Origin of the sequence: Peptoniphilus sp. (genome assembly GCF_034090345.1) — a bacterium.
In the GTDB taxonomy this organism is placed as follows: Bacteria; Bacillota; Clostridia; order Tissierellales; family Peptoniphilaceae; genus Peptoniphilus.
The window spans coordinates 1-21,795 of the sequence record NZ_JAXDSS010000005.1; the positions used below are offsets into that span (position 1 = coordinate 1).

Consider the following 21,795-nt stretch of genomic DNA (forward strand, 5'->3'; position numbering starts at 1 on the left):
TTTATTTTGTCACTTAAGCATGCCAAAATTTATGATTTGGACGGAGATTTTGCAACTTTAAAGGATTGGACAGAACTTGAGAATGTTAGAGTATATTATGATTTTTTCAAGAAATATTCTGACGAATTTGAGGAGTAGTATGTACAAAATTATTTTAATAGATTTAGATAATACAATTTTGGATTTCAATGCGGCTGAGGAAAACTCTATAAGATACTTGTTTGAAATTTATGGAGTTGAAAATAATAGAGAAAATTTGGAAAAATATAGAAAAATAAATGTTTATATGTGGGGGGAACTTGAAAAGGGGAATATGTCAAAAGATGAAATTTTGACAAAAAGATTTGAAGAATTTTTCAAACTATTTGGAATTGAGGTAGACGGAAAGAAAGCAGAAGATGTTTTCAGAAGTCATCTGGATAGAAATAGTCAGTTGATTGACGGGGCATTTGAATTATTATTGGAATTGAAAAAGATGGATAAAAAAATTTATACGGCTTCTAATGGAGTTTATAGTACTCAAATTAAAAGAATGACTGATTCAAAGATATATAATTTATTTGACGGACATTTTATTTCTGAAAAAGTTGGTTTTGAAAAACCGGATAGGAGATTTTTTGAATATTGTTTTAAAAATATTGATGGAGCAAATTTAAAGAATATGTTGATGGTTGGGGATAGAATAGAATCGGATATAAATGGTGCTAAAAATTTTGGGATTGACAGTTGTTATTTTGATAAAAAAGGTATAATGAATGAGAGTTTGGCAACGCACACTATAAATCATTTATCTGATTTGTTAAAGATAGTATAAAAATGCCAAGCTCTCCACAAAGCTTGGCGAAGTAGACAGATTTCTCTGCCCAAGGGTATTAAAATTATACAAGAGAATTTAAGTCGTGTCAAAGCTTTACAAATATTTGTAGAGCTTTATAATTTAAATTAATAAATTAAATAGGAGGATAAAATGGAATTAAAAAATAAGTCAGTATGGCAATCAATAAGTCCGGAACAATATAAAGAAATTTTTGAATATTCAGATAGGTATAAGCATTTTTTAGACATGTCAAAGACGGAAAGGGAAGCTACTAAGTTCATAATTGAAGAAGCTGAAAAGAGAGGGTACGTTTCTTTAGAAGAAGCTTTGAAAAAAGATATAAAATCAGGGGATAAAATTTATTTAAACAATCATAACAAGTCATGCGTTTTGTTTGTAATAGGTAGAGAAGAATTGGAAAATGGTATGAACATAGTTGGTTCACACATAGATTGTCCAAGACTTGATTTAAAACAAAGACCTCTTTATGAAGATTCTGATTTGGCTTTGTTAAAAACTCACTATTATGGTGGAGTTAAGAAATATCAATGGCCTACAATTCCTTTGGCACTACACGGAGTTATAATTACTCAAGACGGAGAGAAAAAAGAAATTGCTATTGGTGAAAAAGTAGATGACCCTGTATTTTTCATAAATGATTTATTGCCACATCTAAGTCAAAACCAAAATACTAAAAAACTTAGTGAGGGTATTGAGGGAGAACAATTAAATGTAGTTGTAGGACACTCAACTTATGGAAGTGATGAAAAGGAAAATCCAATAAAGAAACTTGTACTTGAATATTTAAATGAAAAGTTTGGAATGGTTGAGGAAGATTTTATTGTTTCTGAACTTGAAATTGTACCGGCTAGTCCGGCAAGGGATGTTGGATTTGACAGATCGCTTGTGGCAGCTCACGGACATGATGACAGAGTTTGTAGTTATGCAAATTTAGAGGCGATATTTAAAGTTGAAAACCCTAATAAAACTGTAGTCGCTCTTTTTGCAGATAAGGAAGAGATAGGCTCTGTAGGGAATACAGGAATGCACGCAAGATTTTTTGAAAATGCAGTTGCTGAAATTATAAACAAAATGGGAGACTATAATGATTTAAAACTTAGAAGAGCTCTTGCAAATTCAAAGGTGCTTTCAGCAGATGTAACAGCGGCAATTGATCCTGCTTTTAAAGAAGTTATGGACGAAAAGAACGCATCTAAACTCGGATATGGAATAACAATGTCAAAGTATACAGGTTCTCGCGGTAAAGGTGGATCTAATGATGCCAATGCAGAATTTTTACATGAAATTAGAAAAGTATTTAATGAAAATGGAATAATTTGGCAAACAGGGGAACTCGGAAAAGTTGACCAAGGGGGCGGTGGAACTATAGCCTATATATTAGCTGAGTCAGGTGCTCAAGTTGTAGATATGGGAACTGGAATGCTTTCAATGCATGCTCCAATAGAATTGGTTTCCAAAGCTGATGCTTATATGACTTATAAAGCTTATGAAGTTTTTATGAAGAATATATAATGAGGTAATATATGAGGAGAAAAGATAGGGAACAAGATACAAATTTTGGACTAAATGTAATAGATAATACAAATTTTGGAGTAATGACTTTAAAGAAAAATGGTTACTCTCTTCCACTTACTTTTAGTAGAGATGAAAATATTCTTTATTTTCACTGTGCTATGCAAGGGCAAAAAGTAGATTATATCGAAGATGGAGATTTAGTGAGAATAGTGTTTGTCTCTCAATCTGAAACTCCAAGAGAATACACTCCTCAAAGTATTAGGGATATAATAAAAAATGGTGGAAATACTTCAGGTAAAATTTTTACAATTGAGTATAAGAGTGCAATTGTAGAGGGCAAAATTTACAATGTAGAGGATGAGAAAGAAAAGATACATTCTTTGAAAATTCTATGCGAAAGGCTTGAACCGGATATGATGGAGTTCTTTGACCACGCAATAGAAAGGTCTCTCAAAGTTACAAAAGTTTATAAGATAGAAATAGATGAAATAGAATCAAAAGCCAAAGAAGTAGTTAAGATGTAGAAAAGGTCCATTGTGTAAAAGCAATGGATTTTTTATTTTTATGGAAAATAGTTTATAATAGTAGTGTAAGTTTAAAATTAATTTAGTTTAGATATAGAGGTAATTTGTGAGCAGAGAAGAAAAAGTTATAGAGAAAAAACAAAATATGCATAATTGTGCGCAGGCAATTGCTTGTACGTATTGCGATTATGTTGGCATAGATGAAGAGACTATGTATAACTTAACTCAAGGGTTTGGAGCGGGAAATGGCACAATGGAAGGAACTTGTGGAGCTATTTCAGGAGCAGAAGTAATAATTGGTTTAATCAATAAAAATTCGGGGGATACAATGAAAGATAGCAGAAAGATAATGAATGAATTTAAAGAGAAAAATAAATCTGTCTTATGTAAAGATTTAAAGGGAATTGAAACTGGAAAGCCTCTAAGAAGTTGTGAAGGCTGTGTAAGAGATGTGGTTAAAATTTTGGAGAGTATAATAGACGAAAAACCATTATAAAATTTAAATGTAAAGAGATGATTTGATGGCAAAACAATATACAAAAGAATTGATTAGAGATGTATTTTGGGAATTAGCCGGAAAGAATACATTAAAAGATGTAACAGTAAGTGAAATAGCAAAAATATGTGAAATAAATAGAAATACTTTTTATTACTACTATGAAGACATCTATGATTTGATGAGAGAAATTTTAGATGAAGAGCTTGAAAAAGTGGACATACAATTTAACGAAACACTTTCTTGGGAAGATAGTTTTTTAGTTGCGAGTGAATTTATCTTAAAAAATAAAAAAGCAGTCTACAATATTTTTAAATCAGTCGAAAGAAAAACTATGTATGACTATGTGTTCAAAGTAGCAGGAATAGTAATGACTAAGTATGTAGAAAATGAAAGTAAAATAAAAAACATAAGGGCTTCAAAAAGAGATAAGGATTTAATAAGTTATTTTTATCAAGCAGCTCTTACAAGTTTTGTGGTCAAATGGATAGATGATGGAATGGTTGAAGAGCCAGAGAGCATAGTATACAGAATAGGCTGTCTATTTGACGGAAATATTGAAAAATCTTTGAGAAAGAGCGAAGAATTAAATAATTAGGCAAAATATGACAAGTGTTCGAATTTTGGACACTTGTTTTTAGTTAACCATAACAATATTTATTTTGTAGTGATATCCTTGTATACAAGGAGGGAAGATATGGAAATAAAAACATTTGATAAGCGTTTGAAACTTGATAACGGAGATTATGATAGATTAGTACACGCGAGAAAACCTAAGGGGATAGAAGATAAGAGAGCATACATAATAGGTTCAGGCTTAGCGGGACTTTCTGCGGCAGGATTTTTAATTAAAGATGCTCAAATGGACGGAAAAAATATCCACTTCTTGGAACAATGTGAGCTACCTGGCGGAGCATTGGATGGAGAATTTATGAGTAACATAGGATATGTAGCTCGTGGTGGTAGAGAAATGGGACATCACTTTGAAGTTTTATGGGACTTATTCAGTGTTATTCCATCAGCTGAAGACCCTGAAATGACAATTTTGGATAATTTGTATTATACAAATTTAGATGACCCCAATTATAGCAACTGTCGTATCACACATAAGTGTGGAGAAAGATGGGACAATGCTAAATTTAATTTAGGACAAGATTTAGTAAAAGAGATAGTGATGTTTTTATCTATGCCGGACGAAGCACTACAAGATTTAAAAATAGAAGATGTATTATCACCTGAACTACTCAAAACTGATTTTTGGACTTTCTGGAGAAGTATGTTTGCCTTTGAAAATTGGCACAGTGCTTTAGAAATGAAACTCTATATGAATCGTTTCATACACCATGTAGAGGGATTACCTAATTTATCAGCTCTACAATTTACAAGACATGACCAATTTATCTCAATTGTAGAGCCGATGATAAAATGGCTAAAGGAAAAAGGCGTTCAATTCGATTACAATACAGCTGTAAAAAATGTTGAATTTGAAATTTTGACAGATAAAAAAGTAGCTAAAAAAATAGTTGCCGAAGATAATAAAGGCAATGATAAATCTATAGAGCTTACAGAAAATGATTTGGTATTTATTACTAACGGTTCAATTATAGAGTCTTCCGGATATGGAGATGATGACACTCCAGCACCATTTATAAGAGAACCTGGAAGTAGTTGGGAACTTTGGAATAACATTGCAAGTCAGTGCGAAGAGTTTGGAAATCCAGAAGTGTTCAGTACTGATTTTGAAAAGACAAATTGGGAATCTTGTACTGTAACTTGCCACGATAGAAAAATAGCTCCTTATATTGAGAAGATAACTAAGAGATCTCCATATACTGGAAAAACTGTTACAGGTGGTATTGTAACTGCAAGAGATTCATCATGGTTGATGAGTTGGACTATAAACAGACAAGGTCAATATCCTACACAACCTAAAGATGATGTAGTAGTTTGGGTTTATGGATTGTTCACAGACAAAGACGGAGACTATATCAAGAAGAAGATGAGAGATTGCACAGGTAAGGAAATTACAAAAGAATGGCTTTACCACATAGGAGTTCCTATAGAAAAGATAGATGAAATAGCTCAAACTTGTACAGCAGTGCCTGTTATGATGCCGTTTATAACATCACATTTTATGCCGAGAAAATTTGGAGACAGACCTTATGTAGTTCCAAAAGACGGAGTAAACTTTGCGTTCATAGGTCAGTTTGCAGAAACTCTTGATAATCCGGGAAGAGATACAATCTTTACTACTGAATATTCAGGACGTACTGCTATGGAAGCTGTATATGTTTTGACAGGAGTTGAAAAAGCTGTACCAGAAGTATTTGCTTCAAGATATGACATCAGATATCTATTGAGTGGATTGGTTGGTCTATTAGATGGAGAAAAACCGGAAATTAAATTGCCATGGATAGTAAGGCACAAAGTAAAAGCTATGTTGGCAGGAACTGAGATAGAACAGATTTTAAAAGAGTATAATGTAATTGAATAGCGAATATTTTTAAAAGAAAGCATAGTTGGTGAAAGCCAGCTATGCTTTTTAATTAGTCTTTAAAGAGAAATTCTTATTAAATATATATTTTAAAATGATATACTTAATATAAGCTTAATAAAAATAAATTTAAGGGGAATATTGTGAAAAAATTAATTTTAATTACTATAGCTTTTACTTGTATAGGTAGTTTTATAATTTATTATAATAAAGATATAGTTTTTCAAAAGGGAAATCCAATTCCATACTTAATAGCAATATCAAAAATAAAAAAAGAAAAACCTTATGTAGAATTAGATAAAAATATTTTAATTTCAAAAAATGAAGATAGTTTATATCTTTTTAAACATTTTGAGAATGATATGAAAATTAAGTTTAAAGAACAAATGGGAAGTGGATATATATTTAGTGATGAGAATAAAGATTATTTATTAACATCAGAAGTATATTTGAAAAAGTATATAGTGTGGAATATACATGAAATAAATAAATATTGATAAATTTAAAGTTTTTTGAAAACTTTGTAAGTATATTAAATTTAATCCAAATATAGAGGTGAGTTTAGATTGTATATTATAAGAATTATTTTGCCGGTGATATTGGTAGGAATCGCAACAATTTATATTATTAATCTTGTAAAAAATAAATCTAAAAAAAGCGATAAAGATGAAAACTATCTATCAGAAGGAATGTCATTAGGATTGTGTTTTGGAACTGCAGTTGGGATAGCTCTTGGTCAGGACAATTTAGGCATATTTGTCTCCTTGGGAATTTTGTTAGGGATAGTAGTTGGAACTATCATTAAGAAATAAATTATTTAAAACTAGAAAATTAGAAAAATTTCTAAAAAATTTACAAAATTTAACAAAAAAATAACAATTATTGTATAAAGTTTGATTATCATATAATATTATCTATAAGAGATATATTAAATAATATGTAGGTATTATTTTTAGGGGGAGAGCTTGTGAGCAGATTAGAATTAAAATCACCTAGTAGAGCTAAAATTATAATCGATGATATTTATGAAAATTTGAAAAAACGTATAGAATCCAGCCCACCTGGATTATGCCCTGTTGATACTACAAGAGCTTTTATAGAGATGTGTCATGCGCAGACATGTGGCAAATGTATTCCTTGTAGGGTAGGGCTGCAACAACTTAAAAATTTATTGACTGATGTTTTAAATGGAAAAGCTAATATGGGCACATTGGACTTAATTGAAGAGACGGCAAAATCGATTTCTGAAACTGCTGATTGTGCAATAGGATATGAAGCTGCTCATATGGTACATAGGAGCATAATCAACTGTAGGGACGATTATGAAGAACATGTTATAAATGGAAGATGTATATGTATGACTACTCAACCTGTTCCGTGTGTTGCATTATGTCCTGCGAACGTGGACATACCGGGTTATGTAGCGTTGATTAGAGAACATAGATATGCTGATGCGATAGCACTTATAAGAAAGGACAATCCATTCCCGACCACTTGCGGGTTCATATGTGAGCATCCTTGTGAAGATAGATGCAGAAGAAATATGGTTGATGATTCAGTGAATATTCGTGGACTAAAAAGATTTGCGGCAGATATGGCGGGTAAGGTCCCAACTGAAAAGTGTGCAAAGTCAACTGGGAAAAAAGTTGCCATAGTCGGAGGTGGACCTGCCGGTCTTTCTACAGCATATTATCTACAGTTGATGGGGCATCAGACTACTGTATTTGAAATGCTTCCGGGTTTGGGAGGTATGCTTAGATATGGTATTCCGAATTATAGATTACCAAAAGAGAGATTGGATGACGATATTGAAGCTATACTTGAAACTGGTGTTGAAGTTAAATATGGACTTAAAATTGGTATAGACATAGATTTAAACGATTTAAGAAGAGATTATGACGCAGTACTCATAACAGTTGGGGCATCTACTGATAAAAAACTTGGCTTAGATGGTGAAAAGAGCGAGGGAATAGTTTCAGCTGTAAAATTTTTAAGAGATGTCGGCATGGGGAAATTGCCGGACATTTCAGGTAAAAGGGCAGCTGTAATCGGGGGCGGAAATGTTGCTATGGACGCAGTTAGAACTTTGGTACGTTTAAATGCTTCAAAAGTCAGTTGTGTTTATAGAAGAAGAATAGCTGATATGACAGCTTTGCCTAATGAAATTGAAGGGGCTTTAGCAGAGGGAGTTGAAATGGTGACATTAAAAGCTCCTTCAAGACTTGAGATAGAAGATGGAAAGCTAAAGGGAATCTGGGTTGAACCTCAGATGATATCTAAAATAAAAGGTGGTAGAGCGTCAGTTACTCCAAATGGAGAAGCCGAACAGTTCATTCCTTGTGAAGTGTTGGTAGTTGCAATTGGACAAAATATTGAAACTGAGCACTACGAAGGTGTAGGAGTGCCTATTGAAAAGGGAAAGATATTCACATTACCTAATGGAGGTTTTAGAGGAATACCCGGACTTTTTGCCGGCGGAGATTGTGCGTCAGGGCCTGCAACTGTAATAAAGGCAATAGCCGCTGCAAAAGTAATGGCAGCTAATATAGATGAGTACCTTGGCTATCATCATGAAATCACTTGTAGTGTAGATATACCTGAGCCTAATATAGAGGACAAGACTTATTGTGGAAGAGTTGAACTTCCAGAGAGAGAAGCTTGTATGAGAGTATTAGATTTTAACGGAGTGGAACTAAATATGAATGAAAAGGCAGCACATCAAGAGGTAGCGAGATGTTTGAGATGTGACCACTTCGGCTTTGGCATATTTAAGGGAGGTCGTGAAAGCATATGGTAAATTTAACAATTGATAATGTAAAAATTGAAGTTGCTGAGGGAACTACCATAATGCAAGCAGCAAAGAGCAAGGGAATAGAAATACCACATCTATGTTACTTAAAAGATTTAAATGAAATAGCAGCTTGTAGAGTGTGTGTAGTTGAAGTTGAAGGCAAGGGAAAACTAATAACAGCTTGTAACAATGTAGTTGAAGAAGATATGGTTATATTTACCAACAGCCCTAAAGTAATGCTCGATAGGATGAGAACGGTACAGATGATACTTTCTCAACACGATTGTAAATGTGCTACTTGTGTGAGAAGTGGAAACTGTTCACTTCAAAAGCTTTCAAACGATTTAAATATACAAGATGTTTTGTATGAGGAAAACTTAGAACACCAAGTATGGGACAATTCTTTTCCACTTATAAGAGATTCTAAAAAGTGTATAAAATGTATGCGCTGTATACAAGTTTGCGATAAAATGCAGAGTTTAAATATTTGGGAGTTAGAGGGAACCGGAGCAAGAACGACTGTAAATATATCCGGCTCAAGAACCATTGCTGAATCTGATTGTTCTCTTTGTGGACAGTGCATTACACATTGTCCTGTTGGAGCATTAAAAGAAAGAGATGATACGAGTAAGTTGTGGGAAGCAATAGCCTCTGAAGATAAAATTGTCGTAGTTCAAGTTGCACCGGCTGTTAGAACTTCTTGGGGTGAAGAAGTTGGTTTAGACATCAAAGACGCAACTGTAAATAAAATTTTTGATGCGCTTAAAAAAATGGGTGTAGATTATGTTTTTGATACAGCGTATTCTGCTGACTTGACTATAATGGAAGAGGCAAATGAATTTTTAGATAGGTTTAACAACAATGAATTAGATGAAAGACCTATGTTCACCTCTTGCTGCCCTGGATGGCTGAGATTTATCAAGGGACAATTTCCGCACTTGGTTCCTCAACTTTCAACTGCAAAATCTCCTATGCAAATGTTCGGCTCAGTTATGAAGACATATTTTGCAGAAAAAATTGGAAAGAAGCCGGAAAATATATATTCTGTAGCAGTTATGCCTTGCTTGGCAAAAAAAGGCGAAAGTGAAATGGAACTATTTTATGAAGAATATGCCGGACACGATACAGATTGTGTAATAACAACACGTGAACTTGTGAGAATGTTAAGAGCGGCACACATAAATTCCAACACTCTTGAAGATATAGAACCAGATAAGCTTTTTGAAAAGAGCTCAGGAGCCGGTGTGATATTTGGCGCAACTGGGGGAGTTATGGAAGCTGCTTTGAGAACGGCATATTATACTATTATGGGTGAAAACTGTTCTCCTGATGCTTTTGAAGTTGTCAGGGCAGAATCTCAAGACACTGGAGTGAGTGAAGCAAGTTTTAATTTAAATGGTATTAAATTGAGAGTTGCGGCAGTGAATGGACTTGGAAATGCAAGGAAGTTAATCGAAGAGATAGAACGTGGCGAAAAGAAATATGATTTTGTGGAGGTTATGGCTTGCCCCGGAGGATGTGTAGGAGGCGGAGGTCAACCTATACACGACGGAGATGAGCTAGCCTTTGAAAGAGGAAAGAATTTATATTTCCTAGATAAAAAATCTGAGTTGAGATACTCTCATGAGAACGAAGATGTGAAATCTCTATATGAAAATTATTTTGATAAACCAAACAGCCATAAAGCTCATATGCTTTTACACACAGACCATAATTCTTGGGAGATGCCAAGAAGTCCTAAGAGAGATAGAAATGGTTATGTAATAAATGGATTTTAATTATAGACTATTCGAACTTTATAGTTCGAGTAGTTCTTTTTTTATGTCAAGAATTGTATAATTTAAAATGTACAGTTACAAAATATGAAAGAGGGAATTTAATGTTAGCTTTTTTTACTTCGGTTGTAAGTATAATGCCGATAATTTTTTTGATTATCATAGGATATTTAATGCAGAAGTTTGGTTGGTTTGAAAATTCATTTTCAAATAACATATCTAAATTGATTATGAACGTTGCTTTACCGGCATCTGTTTTTGTGTCTGTGTTAAAGTATTTGACAGTGGAGGTTTTAATAGACTTATCAAACGGTTTTATATATACAGTATTGGCGGTCATATTTTGTTTTGTCACCGGATATATACTTTCAAAATTGTTAAAGGTCAGAGTTGGAAGAAGAGGAGCCTTTATAAATATGTTTGCAATTTCAAACACAATATTTATAGGATTGCCTTTAAATATGGCTTTGTTTGGAGAAAAAGGACTTCCATATTTTTTGATATATTATATAACAAACACAATTGCAACTTGGACAATAGGAGCTATACTAATTGCAAATGACACAACTGAAAAGAAAGTTAGTTCTAAGATACAGTGGAAAAAGTTAATATCAATTCCATTTACAGGATTTATTTTTGGAACGATATTTTTAATATTTAAAATTCCGGTTCCAACAACAATAAATTCAACTTTAACTTATCTAGGGAATATGGTAACTCCTCTTTCTTTGTTATACATAGGTATAATATCAGCTAAGTCAGATTTTAAAAGCGTAAAATTTGACAGAGATACAGTTGTTGGATTGTTGGGAAGATTTTTGATAGCTCCATTGATAATGTATTTAGTGGCTAAGTTAGTGGGTATTTTAGGAATGGGAATATCTGGAATGGAATATCAAATATACATGGTTCAATCGTCCACAGCTGGAGCGGCAGTAACTCCTATTTTAGTGAATGAAGCTAAAGGTGATGTTGAGTACGCTACGGGTATAATAACCATTAGTATGTTGATTTGCATATTTGTAGTTCCACTTATAGCCACTATTGTAATGTAAATTAGTGCATACGGATTTTAATTTTATATGGTGATGAGTAATAAAAATTGTATTTTATTTTGACATTTCGTTACTTTTTATTCACCTGTTCTTCACAAAATATAATTATTATTAATTAAAAGCAAGGGGGAAAATATGGAAGAAAATAATTACAGCTATCCTAACAGGAGAAATAGAAAAAAGAATAGTAATAATATAGTAGTAATTGCTCTTCTATGTGCAATTATAGGTGGAATCATAGGTTCTGCAATATCTTATGCGGTGATGAGAGAAAAAGCTTCAATGCCTGCTATTTCAGAACAAGATTCTAAAAAAATAGTTATAAACGCTAAAGACTCTGATACAATTGCTTCAGCTGTTGCTGAAAAGGCAATGCCATCAGTAGTTGGAATCACAACCAAGGGTGTAGTTGAAACTTGGATGGGTCAAGCTCAAGTTGGCGGAACCGGTTCAGGGATTGTAGTTGATAAACAAGGATATATTCTAACTAATGCACACGTTGTAAAACTAAGTGGTCAAACAATAGAAAAGCCGAGCGTACAATTGTATGATGGAACTACAGTTGAAGGTAAGACAGTATGGGTTGACTCAACTATAGATATAGCAATAGTAAAAATTGAACCAAAGACAGAACTTATTCCTGCTGAACTTGGAAATTCAGATGATTTAAAGATTGGACAAGCGGCAATTGCAATAGGTAATCCTCTTGATTTGGCATTTCAAAGAAGTGTTACACAAGGTATAATATCAGGCTTGAATAGATATGTTGGTCAAGTTTCGGGCGGAGGATATATGAATGGTCTAATTCAAACTGACGCTTCAATAAATGGTGGTAACTCAGGGGGACCTTTACTTGATTCAGAAGGAAGAGTAATCGGGATAAATACAGTAAAAGTTTCAACAGCCGAAGGACTTGGTTTTGCAATTCCTATCAATAGTGTAAAGACAATATTGGAAGAAGTAATAAAGACAGGAGATTATAAAGTTGTTTCTCTAGGTGTTCAAACTATGGATATGACATTGGCTAAGAGATATTATAATTTAAATACTAATTTAGATTCAGGTGTTTTAATTATGGACGTTATGAAGGGAACTCCGGCTGAAACTTCAGGATTGCAAAAGAGCGATGTAATATTAAAGATAGGTGAAACAAAAATCGAAGGAGTGGATTCGCTAAAGGCAACTCTATATAAATACAAAGTTGGAGATACAGCTAAGTTAAACATATTAAGAAACGGCAAGACTGTAGATATAGATGTTAAATTTAATGAATACTCTATTTCGGACGATGAAAACACACAAAAAGATAACAGATTTATTTTGCCGGACAATGAACAGAACAGTTGATAATTGAAAAATGTGATATTATTTTGTATAGTTATTTGACGAGCAAGAGGCCTACATACGCAAAAGACGTTGTAGGCTATTTTATTTGTTAATTAGAACGGAGAATTATGAAAGACAAATATCATGTTACAGGGCATAAAAATCCCGATACAGATTCAATATGTGCTGCAATAGCTTATGCAGAATTAAAGAGAAAGAAGACCGGATTTGATGTTGAAGCTATAAGACTTGGAGAGTTAAATCAAGAAACTAAATTTGTATTAGATTATTTTGGGGTGAAACCGCCAATACTAAAAGACAGTATAAAAGCTCAAGGTAAAGATTTGGAAATGGACAAGGCGTACTGTGTTTCGGAAAATATAGCTCTATATAAGGCGTTACAACTTATTCAATAAAACGGAGTGAATTCACTACCGCTAACAGACCAGGACGAAAAACTGGTCGGAATTGCAAGTTTATCGAATATGACTATGTCATATATGGAAGTTTGGAAAGATTCAATTTTGGGAAAAAGCAACACTTCTTATTAAAATATAATTGAAGTTTTGGATGGAAAATTTATATATCAACCTGAGATTTTTAAAGCTATAGATGGGAAGATAAAATTTTATGCAATGTTACCAACGCACATAGGAGATAAAATCTCTAAGGGAGATATTATAATACTTGGGGACAGAAAAGATGCTCAATCTAGATGCAGTGGACAGATATGTCAGTCTGATAATTGTCACAGGTGGCTTTAAAGTAGATGATGAAGCAGTTTAAAAGTATATTGATGAGAAAAGTCATTGATATGTTTTTTTATTTTTTCAATGTATATTTTTGGAGATTTTTAGAGAATTATTGACATTTTGCTATTAAGGGTGTAATCTTTAATGGCAGCAATGAAATGAAGTTTGCAGGAAAGTGGTTTTTAACCTACCGAAGGAGTAAAACTCTCAGGTGTCTTATTTTAAGATGAAAACTGTAAATGGATCATTACTCTGGAGAAGTCTTATCATGGATTTAGGTAAGATGCCGAAGGTGCAACACAGCTTATAAACTGTGAAATCTCTCAGGCAAAAGGGACAGAGATGCGGAAATATAATATTTTGAATTATAGTATCTTTTTGTGTGAACAAATGGGTTTATTTGGTTTATTTTTAAAAAGATATAGTTTGAAATGAAAATATTAAAGTTTTACTTATTAAGTATTACTTATTATTTATTATTATCCACATAACCATTTTGACTTTGAGACCGTATTTATGGTCTTTTTTGTTTTAATGCAATAATTTACCATTTATTTACGGTTTTTTAGTCCATTTATTTTTTCCATAAACTAAACAAATTCCAATCTGTTGCTGCAGAAAGGACTTATAAGATGTTAAATATGATTAATAATTTTTTGTTAAAAGTGAACGATATTGTTTGGGGAATTCCTTTAATGATTTTGATTTTATCTGGTGGTATATTTTTGACTTTGAGGTTAAAGGGACTACAAATTCACAAATTACCATTGGCTTTAAAATGGATGTATCACAATGAAGATGGAGCTAAAGGAGAGGTATCAAGCTTTGCAGCTCTATGTACTGCATTGTCTGCAACTATAGGAACAGGAAATATTGTTGGAGTGGCAACAGCTATTTCAACAGGAGGGCCTGGGGCTTTGTTTTGGATGGAAATTGCTGCATTTTTTGGCATGGCTACAAAATATGCAGAAGGATTGCTTGCGATTAAGTACAGAACTGTTGCAGAAGACGGCCATAGTTTGGGAGGTCCATTCTATTACATAGAAAAGGGAATGGGAGAAAAATGGAAATTGTTAGCTAAATTCTTTGCTTTTTTTGGGGTGTGTGTTGGACTATTTGGGATAGGTACTTTTAGTCAAGTAAATGGGATTGCAAGCGCTGTTCAAGGGTTATTTGATCCCAATTATATTCATACTGTAGATTTGCCATGGCTTGGGAATTATTCTATAGCTGTTGTTATTTCGTCACTTATCTTAACTTTTTGTGTTGCAGCAGTATTGGTTGGAGGGCTTAAACGTATAGCAAATGTAAGCCAAATTATAGTTCCATTCATGGCGGTAATATATATAGTTTTTGCAATTTTACTTATGGTGTTTAATTATAAAGAGATACCGTCAGCGGTTGCTCTAATAGTTAAGTCAGCTTTTAAACCAACAGCATTAGCAGGTGGAGTGATAGGAACAATGATTATTGCTATGCAAAAGGGAATTGCTAGAGGTATTTTTTCTAACGAAGCAGGTCTTGGTTCTGCACCTATTGCAGCTGCAGCAGCGCAAACTAATGAACCGGTTCGTCAAGGGCTTGTAAGTATGACAGGAACTTTTATTGACACAATATGTATATGCACTATGACAGGATTAGCTATTGTATTAACAGGGGCATGGAAAGTTGAAGGAATAGAAGGGGTTCAGATTACAACTTATGCATTTCAAAACGGATTACCTTTTTCACATATTTTTTCAAATGCAGTTTTAGTAATGTGTCTTATTTTCTTCGCTTTTACAACTATTCTTGGCTGGGATTACTATAGCGAAAGATGCTTAGAATATTTAACACATGGAAATGAAAAAGTAATTATAAGCTATCGATATCTGTATATCTTGGCAATTTTTATTGGACCATATATGACTGTAAGTGCAGTTTGGACTATAGCAGATATTTTTAATGGACTTATGGCAATTCCAAATATGATTGCTATTTTTGCACTAAGTGGTGTCGTAGCAAAAGAAACAAGAGATTTCTTTGAAGAGGAGAAACATATTGGCATAGATTAAATCATTTATAATTTAAAGTTTGTATAAAAAGTTATAAGATTATAATTTATTGGGTAATAGTTATACAGATGATTTAAAGGAGCTGATATTATAGATATTTCAAAGATTTTCAATAATCTAAAAGGTAAATCTACTGCGATATATAATGACAAAAATAGATTTGTAAAGCTTGTAAAAAATGCAACTAAAAAATCTAAAAACAATCAAAATTTGTCAGTGATTAAAAAAGAATTAGTTCTTGTATTAAATCTGGCTAAAGATTTTATAGCTGGAAGATATAAAGGCATTAGCAAAAAATCTATGATAATGGTTATAGCAGCACTTATATATTTAGTAAATCCAATGGACATAGTACCTGATATGGTGCTTGGAATTGGACTATTAGATGATATAAGTGTGTTCACTTATCTTATGACTAAAATAAAATCGGAAATAGATAAATATGAAGAATGGGCACTTAACAATCAACACTGAAAATTTGTTAAAAAGAGACTTTTATCTGAGAGATACTTTAACTGTTGCAAGAGAACTGCTTGGAAAATATTTAATCAGTAAAAAAGATGATGAAATTTTAATTGCCAAAATAGTTGAAGTTGAAGCTTATTTAGGATATGAAGACAAAGCAGCTCATACTTATGGTGGGAGGAGAACTCAAAGGACAGAAGTTATGTATGGGAACGCAGGAATTGCATATGTATATTTCACCTATGGAATGCACAACTTATTAAATGTAGTAACCAGAGAGGAATCAATAGGAGAGGCTGTTTTAATAAGAGCAGTGGAACCTATTTCTGAGTTTGATAATTTTTCGATGAGAAGATTTGGTAAAAACTATGTCGAATTGAATTCGTATCAGAAGAAAAATATAACAAATGGACCTGCAAAGCTTACAAAGGCAATGGGAATTGATTTAACATATAACGGACTCGATATGACTGTTGGAGAGAAGTTATATATCGTAGAGGGTGAAAGTGAATTTAAAATCACTTCTTCAAAGAGAATTGGTATAGATTATGCTGAAGAAGCAATAGACTACTTATATAGGTTCTATATTGAAGGAAATAAATTTGTCTCAAAGCAGATAATATTTTGAGACTGTTTAGTTTTCATTAAAATAGGTATATATAATATATAAGTTTTATAATATGGTTGAAGAAGAAAGGAAGTACAATTATGATAGCTTGGTTAATTTTAGGTGCTTTATCCGGTTGGATAGCTAGTAGAATAATGAAACGTGATGAACAAATGGGAGCTATAGCAAATATAGTTGTCGGTATAATTGGAGCTTTTATTGGAGGTTTCTTAGGTACTAGACTACTTGGGGTTGATGTAACAGGACTTAATATCACTTCAATATTGCTTTCAGTTTTAGGAGCAGTTATATTGTTAGCTATTTTAGGCGGAATTAGAAAATAAGATATAAATTTTAAATCCTACCAAGGAAAGATAAACTTATCTATTTTGAAATATTATAGAGAATTTATCCTACTTGTGTAGGATTTTTTTGTTTTAAATAATTTAAATTGATATTGACTATCGAATAATAAAGGGTTAAAATGAAAATATAATATATGAATAATTTTTCATAGGTTCATAGGAGGTAGTTATGGAAAAGAATTTTGAATATAGATTGCGTTTGAAGGGTTTAAACTGTGCAAATTGTGCTGCAAAAATAGAAGGCAAGACAAAAAATATAGTTGGAGTGGAGGAAGCAGATTTTAATCTGTCAAATGAAATATTTACTCTAAAAATAAAAGAAAATGTGGACAGAGTTAAACTTGCAAAAAAAGTAAAACAAATAGTAGATGAAACAGAACCAGGTGTTGAAACTTTGAGCATAGATGAAGATGTTAAAGATGAAAAAAGTTATGTAGAACTTTTAAAGCCTGTTTTGATTTTATCCGGACTGATATTAAATATAAATATTGAGCATAAGTATAAATTGATAGTATTTTTATTTTTATACATATTAGTCGGATATGAAGTAATCTTTTCAGCAATAAAGAAAATAAAAAATGGAGATTTTTTAGATGAAGAATTTTTAATGAGTATTGCTTCATTAGGAGCACTGGTTATAAGAGAATATCCTGAAGCGATAGCAGTTATGTTATTTTACAATGTGGGTGAATTTTTCCAAGATAGAGCGGTAGATAAATCAAGAAATTCAATCAAATCAGCATTGGAATTAAAACCTGAGTATGCGAATATTGAAGTAAACGGAAATGTTGTAAAAGTTAGACCGGAAGAAATATCTGTTGGAGATTTTATAATTGTAAAACCAGGTGAAAAAATTCCTTTAGATGGAGAAGTTATAGAAGGGAGTTCAAATCTTGATACATCTATGATTTCAGGAGAGTCTATACCAAAGTTTGTAGAAGAGGGTGATATTGTTGTATCAGGTTGTGTAAACACTACATCGCTACTTAAGATAAGAGTGACTTCGAATTATGAGAACACTACAATTTCCAAAATAGTTGATATGGTAGAAAATGCTTCTGCAAGAAAGAGTACTACTGAAAGATTGATTACAAGATTTTCAAAAATTTATACGCCAATAGTCGTAGGGATAGCTACCCTAATGGCACTATCTCCAGTAACGGGAATATTGGAGTGGAAAGATGCACTATTTAGAGCCTGCACATTTTTAGTAGTTTCTTGTCCGTGTGCATTTGTACTTTCAGTTCCACTTGGTGTTTTTGCAGGAATAGGAGCAGCATCAAAGGAAGGGATATTTGTAAAAGGTGGAAATTATCTTGAAGCTCTAGCAAATATAAGGGAGTTGTTTTTCGATAAGACAGGAACTCTTACTAAAGGTAAATTTAGCGTTGTGAAAGTCGTTGGAATAAATGTCGATGAAAATGAAGTTTTAAAATTTGCATATTCTGCTGAGAGAAATTCAAATCACCCTGTAGCCACAGCTATAAATTCTTATTACAGGGGAGATACATTGGAAATTGAAAACCTAGATGAAATTGCGGGCTATGGGATTAAATATGAGTATGATAAAAAAAGAGTTTTAGTTGGCAGTGACAAACTTTTAAAGAAATACAATATTGAACACGAAAATTTTGAAGAAAATGGCGTGGTGATATATGTTGTAAGAGAAGATGAACTCTTGGGATATGTAGTTGTGGAAGATGCACTTAAGAGTAATATTTTAGAGGATTTAAAAGCTTTAAAGGAAAATGGAATAAAACTTACGCTTTTATCTGGCGATAAAAATAAAAATGTGAAGAAAGTTGCAGAAGAGCTTGGAATTGAAAATTTCTACGGAGAATTGTTACCAGCTGATAAGGTTAGAATTCTTGAAGATAGCATAAAGAATGCTAAAGGTAAAGTGGCATTTGTTGGAGATGGAGTAAATGATGCGCCGGTGCTTGCAAGGGCAGACATAGGAATGGCGATGGGAACTATAGGCTCTGATATTGCAATAGAGTCAGCAGATGTAGTTATAATGACAGATGAGATTTCAAAGATACTAAAGGGAATGAAAATTTCAAACAAGACAAATAATATAGTAAAACAAAATATTAGTTTTGCATTAATTGTAAAATTTGTAGTTTTAGTGCTTGGATTTTTTGGATTTGCAAGTATGTGGGCAGCAGTTTTTGCAGACGTAGGAGTTACTATAATTGCAATTTTTAATTCAATGAGAGCTTTGAATTCATAAATTTTACATTTTAATCAATCCATTGTATAGTTATTAAGAAATAATTAAACACAGGAGAGTTTATGGAGTATAGAAAAGCAAAAGTTGATGAAATTGATTTATTAAATGAAATGTATAGAGCGGGTTCTGAGCTTTTAAAAGAGCGAGGAATAGACCAATGGCAAGGTGTAAATTTACCAAAGGCATCAATGGATAACATAGATACGATATATGTTTTAGAAGACGATGGAGAAATAGTTTCAACAGCGCTCCACGTGGAGCGCGACTCAGATTATGATAAAATCTATGATGGGGAGTGGATAGGAAATGAAAATTACTATGCAATTCACAGAGTGACTACAAAGTCTTCAAAAAGTGGAAAAGGCTATACGAATAAAATGTTTGATGAAATAGAAAAGATGGCATTAGAAAATGGAAAAGAGTCGGTCAGAGTGGACACTCACTCCGATAACATACCTATGCAAAAGACTTTAGCTAAGAGTGGATACACTAAATGCGGAACAGTTTATCTATACGATGGAGTTCCAAGACTTGCATATGAAAAACTTATAAAGTAGAAATTCCCCTGTGATAAGGGGAATTTTTAATGTCATATTAATTTGCTTAAGAATACAGACGCAAGACCTAAGAAGATAAAAAATCCGCAAGTGTCTGTAAAAGTTGTTAAAAATATTGAAGAGGCAACAGCAGGGTCAATATTTATCTTATCTAAGATAAGAGGAATTAAAAATCCTGTGATTCCCGCTAATATTATGTTTAAAATCATTGAGAAAAACATAATTACACCAAGGAAGGGATTTGAGTACATAATTGCCAATATTACACCGGCGCCTATACCTATTATGGCACCATTTAAAAGTCCTAACCCTATCTCTTTAAAGATAAGACGCCAATCCTTAATCAAGTCCATATCTCCTCTTGCCAAAGAAGTCAGTACAATTGCAAGAGTTTGATTTCCCGCATTACCACCCATTCCGGTAACAATTGGCATTGCCGCTGAAAGTGCCACAACTGCTTCAATGGTATCTGAGAACATTCCAACTACAGCAGCCGCCAAAAATGCTGTAAATAAATTTACAATAAGCCAGGGAATTCTGTTTTTAAAACTTTCAAAGAATTCAGAGTCAAATTCTTCGTCTTGACTTACACCCCCCATAGCAAGGATATCTTCAGTGTACTCTTGGTCGATGACAGAAACTATGTCATCAGAAGTGATTACACCTAAAACGGCCATGCTATGATTAACTACGGGCAAAATTTCCAAGTCGTATTTTGTAATCATATTTGAAGCTTCCTCTTGGTCATCTGTTGCAAAAACATAGAAGGGAAAATCTTCAAGTAATTCTTTTAATAGGGTAGTATCATCTGCTACCAACAGTTGCCTTAAATCGACAATACCTTGTAATTTATGGAGCTTATCAGTTATCAAAAGATAGTCTATTATTTCAGTAGCAGGGGCAATTTCTTTAATTTTTATAATTGCTTGTCTTACAGTTAAATTTTCTTTTAATGCAATAAACTCAGTGGTCATGATACCACCGCAACTTTCTGCATCAAATGAAAGTATCATCTTTAAAATATCAGAATCAGAATCTTTCATATATTTTAAAAGTTCTTTTCTACGTGAAGTAGAAAGAAAACCCAATAAATCAGCTACATCAGCATTAGTCATGTAAGAGAATATATTTATAAGTTCTGCATTAGTAAAGAAAGGTGTTACAAGTAATTGAAAATCATCCCAACTACTTTCTAAAAGGCCTGCAACATCTTCAAACGGTAGCATCTTAATAAAGGCTTTTACTTGATAATCTTCCATTTCATCAAGTGCCTCACAAATATCGACATAGTGGACTTCTTTACACAAATTTACAGCACCTTCTACATCATTATATGAAACTATATCTTCTATTTTTTGGATAATTTCCTTTTCCATGTCTATATCCATTTCCATAAGATACACCTCCTCAGTATTTTGAAATTTCGTCAATAAATGGTGAACTCATCACAGGTTGAGAATTATGAGTTTTAGGAGCTAAAAGAAATAGAGATTCTTTAGCACGAGTCATTGCGACATAAAATAATCTACGTTCCTCTTCTGAGTCTAGTTCATCATCACTTTGATTGGACGGTATTACACCATCAACTATATCGACAACAAAAACACAATCAAACTCCAATCCCTTGACGGAGTGGATAGTTGAAAGTGTTAAGTTGGATTTTTTGATACTTGGTTTTGAAAGTAGAGTTTCTAAATGCTTCAAACGCCCTATAAGATTTTCTAAATCATCAGAACTTTCGGCTATAAATTTTAAATAGTGAATAAATTCAGCCAAAGAAGAATAACTGAATCCGAACTTATTTGCAAAATCATTTAGATAATTATCATAACCTATTGAATATAACACATATTCAATTTGTTCATGAATTTTTAGAGATTTAAGTTTTTTAAAGTCATTCATAAGAGAGAATATGTTATCTTTATAATAACTAGGAAGATCCGGATAA

At 32.8% G+C, this 21,795-nt stretch carries 23 protein-coding genes and 1 riboswitch; of the genes, 21 read left to right on the plus strand and 2 right to left on the minus strand.

Going from position 1 to position 21,795, the window contains the following annotated elements; translation table 11 throughout:
* The first annotated feature begins 139 nt into the window (after positions 1 to 139).
* The 21 genes from SOR77_RS00095 (at position 140) to SOR77_RS00195 (ending at position 19,847) form a co-directional block, all read left to right on the plus strand.
* Positions 140 to 814: a YjjG family noncanonical pyrimidine nucleotidase gene (locus SOR77_RS00095; protein ID WP_320635185.1), complete on the plus strand. Its 675-nt coding sequence runs from the start codon at positions 140 to 142 to the stop codon at positions 812 to 814.
* A 153-nt stretch (positions 815 to 967) separates the two neighbouring features.
* The gene (locus SOR77_RS00100; RefSeq protein WP_320635186.1) at positions 968 to 2,350 is read left to right on the plus strand and encodes an aminopeptidase; all 1,383 of its coding nucleotides are present in this window, start codon (positions 968 to 970) and stop codon (positions 2,348 to 2,350) included.
* An 11-nt stretch (positions 2,351 to 2,361) separates the two neighbouring features.
* Complete coding sequence (locus SOR77_RS00105; RefSeq protein ID WP_320635187.1) at positions 2,362 to 2,877, plus strand: pyridoxamine 5'-phosphate oxidase family protein; 516 nt, start codon at positions 2,362 to 2,364, stop codon at positions 2,875 to 2,877.
* A gap of 106 nt (positions 2,878 to 2,983) precedes the next feature.
* Positions 2,984 to 3,373, plus strand: a complete 390-nt coding sequence (locus tag SOR77_RS00110) for a C-GCAxxG-C-C family protein (RefSeq protein ID WP_320635188.1) — start codon at positions 2,984 to 2,986, stop codon at positions 3,371 to 3,373.
* A 25-nt stretch (positions 3,374 to 3,398) separates the two neighbouring features.
* Positions 3,399 to 3,971, plus strand: coding sequence for a TetR-like C-terminal domain-containing protein (locus SOR77_RS00115; protein ID WP_320635189.1), 573 nt, complete (start codon positions 3,399 to 3,401; stop codon positions 3,969 to 3,971).
* 99 nt (positions 3,972 to 4,070) lie between these two features.
* Entirely contained in the window at positions 4,071 to 5,867 is a 1,797-nt protein-coding gene (locus SOR77_RS00120) for an oleate hydratase (RefSeq protein ID WP_320635190.1), read from the plus strand.
* Positions 5,868 to 6,010: 143 nt separating this feature from the next.
* A complete protein-coding gene (locus tag SOR77_RS00125; protein ID WP_320635191.1) occupies positions 6,011 to 6,364 on the plus strand; it encodes a hypothetical protein in 354 nt (117 codons plus the stop codon).
* A 69-nt stretch (positions 6,365 to 6,433) separates the two neighbouring features.
* Positions 6,434 to 6,679, plus strand: coding sequence for a DUF2700 domain-containing protein (locus SOR77_RS00130; protein WP_320635192.1), 246 nt, complete (start codon positions 6,434 to 6,436; stop codon positions 6,677 to 6,679).
* Between the two features lie 155 nt (positions 6,680 to 6,834).
* Positions 6,835 to 8,664 (plus strand): NAD(P)-binding protein, encoded by a 1,830-nt coding sequence (locus SOR77_RS00135; protein ID WP_320635193.1) that lies wholly within the window; start codon positions 6,835 to 6,837, stop codon positions 8,662 to 8,664.
* Positions 8,658 to 10,436, plus strand: coding sequence for a [FeFe] hydrogenase, group A (locus SOR77_RS00140; RefSeq protein WP_320635194.1), 1,779 nt, complete (start codon positions 8,658 to 8,660; stop codon positions 10,434 to 10,436). Before SOR77_RS00135 ends, SOR77_RS00140 begins: the two co-directional genes overlap by 7 nt.
* A 101-nt stretch (positions 10,437 to 10,537) precedes the next feature.
* On the plus strand, positions 10,538 to 11,488 hold the full coding sequence (locus tag SOR77_RS00145; RefSeq protein ID WP_320635195.1) for an AEC family transporter: 951 nt from the start codon (positions 10,538 to 10,540) through the stop codon (positions 11,486 to 11,488).
* Positions 11,489 to 11,623: 135 nt separating this feature from the next.
* Positions 11,624 to 12,835 carry a S1C family serine protease gene (locus tag SOR77_RS00150; protein ID WP_320635196.1) on the plus strand — a complete coding sequence of 404 codons (1,212 nt, stop codon included), beginning with the start codon at positions 11,624 to 11,626 and terminating at the stop codon, positions 12,833 to 12,835.
* 107 nt (positions 12,836 to 12,942) lie between these two features.
* Complete coding sequence (locus tag SOR77_RS00155) at positions 12,943 to 13,230, plus strand: DHH family phosphoesterase (protein WP_320635197.1); 288 nt, start codon at positions 12,943 to 12,945, stop codon at positions 13,228 to 13,230.
* A gap of 6 nt (positions 13,231 to 13,236) precedes the next feature.
* Complete coding sequence (locus tag SOR77_RS00160; protein WP_320635198.1) at positions 13,237 to 13,365, plus strand: hypothetical protein; 129 nt, start codon at positions 13,237 to 13,239, stop codon at positions 13,363 to 13,365.
* A gap of 15 nt (positions 13,366 to 13,380) precedes the next feature.
* Positions 13,381 to 13,578, plus strand: a complete 198-nt coding sequence (locus SOR77_RS00165) for a hypothetical protein (RefSeq protein ID WP_320635199.1) — start codon at positions 13,381 to 13,383, stop codon at positions 13,576 to 13,578.
* A 230-nt stretch (positions 13,579 to 13,808) separates the two neighbouring features.
* Positions 13,809 to 13,916, plus strand: a riboswitch (glycine riboswitch).
* Between the two features lie 291 nt (positions 13,917 to 14,207).
* Positions 14,208 to 15,620, plus strand: coding sequence for a sodium:alanine symporter family protein (locus SOR77_RS00170; RefSeq protein WP_320635200.1), 1,413 nt, complete (start codon positions 14,208 to 14,210; stop codon positions 15,618 to 15,620).
* A gap of 216 nt (positions 15,621 to 15,836) precedes the next feature.
* Positions 15,837 to 16,094, plus strand: a complete 258-nt coding sequence (locus SOR77_RS00175) for a YkvA family protein (protein ID WP_320635201.1) — start codon at positions 15,837 to 15,839, stop codon at positions 16,092 to 16,094.
* A complete protein-coding gene (locus SOR77_RS00180; RefSeq protein WP_320635202.1) occupies positions 16,063 to 16,713 on the plus strand; it encodes a DNA-3-methyladenine glycosylase in 651 nt (216 codons plus the stop codon). Before SOR77_RS00175 ends, SOR77_RS00180 begins: the two co-directional genes overlap by 32 nt.
* An 80-nt stretch (positions 16,714 to 16,793) precedes the next feature.
* The gene (locus tag SOR77_RS00185) at positions 16,794 to 17,036 is read left to right on the plus strand and encodes a GlsB/YeaQ/YmgE family stress response membrane protein (protein ID WP_320635203.1); all 243 of its coding nucleotides are present in this window, start codon (positions 16,794 to 16,796) and stop codon (positions 17,034 to 17,036) included.
* Positions 17,037 to 17,226: 190 nt separating this feature from the next.
* On the plus strand, positions 17,227 to 19,290 hold the full coding sequence (locus tag SOR77_RS00190) for a heavy metal translocating P-type ATPase (protein ID WP_320635204.1): 2,064 nt from the start codon (positions 17,227 to 17,229) through the stop codon (positions 19,288 to 19,290).
* A 62-nt stretch (positions 19,291 to 19,352) separates the two neighbouring features.
* Complete coding sequence (locus SOR77_RS00195; RefSeq protein WP_320635205.1) at positions 19,353 to 19,847, plus strand: GNAT family N-acetyltransferase; 495 nt, start codon at positions 19,353 to 19,355, stop codon at positions 19,845 to 19,847.
* A gap of 32 nt (positions 19,848 to 19,879) precedes the next feature.
* Here SOR77_RS00195 and mgtE read toward each other — a convergent pair whose 3' ends face one another.
* Both mgtE and SOR77_RS00205 read right to left on the minus strand, forming a co-directional pair.
* Positions 19,880 to 21,241, minus strand: coding sequence for a magnesium transporter (gene mgtE, locus SOR77_RS00200; RefSeq protein ID WP_320635206.1), 1,362 nt, complete (start codon positions 21,239 to 21,241; stop codon positions 19,880 to 19,882).
* 13 nt (positions 21,242 to 21,254) lie between these two features.
* On the minus strand, positions 21,255 to 21,795 hold a 541-nt coding region (locus SOR77_RS00205; protein ID WP_320635207.1), incomplete at its 5' end, for a 3'-5' exonuclease.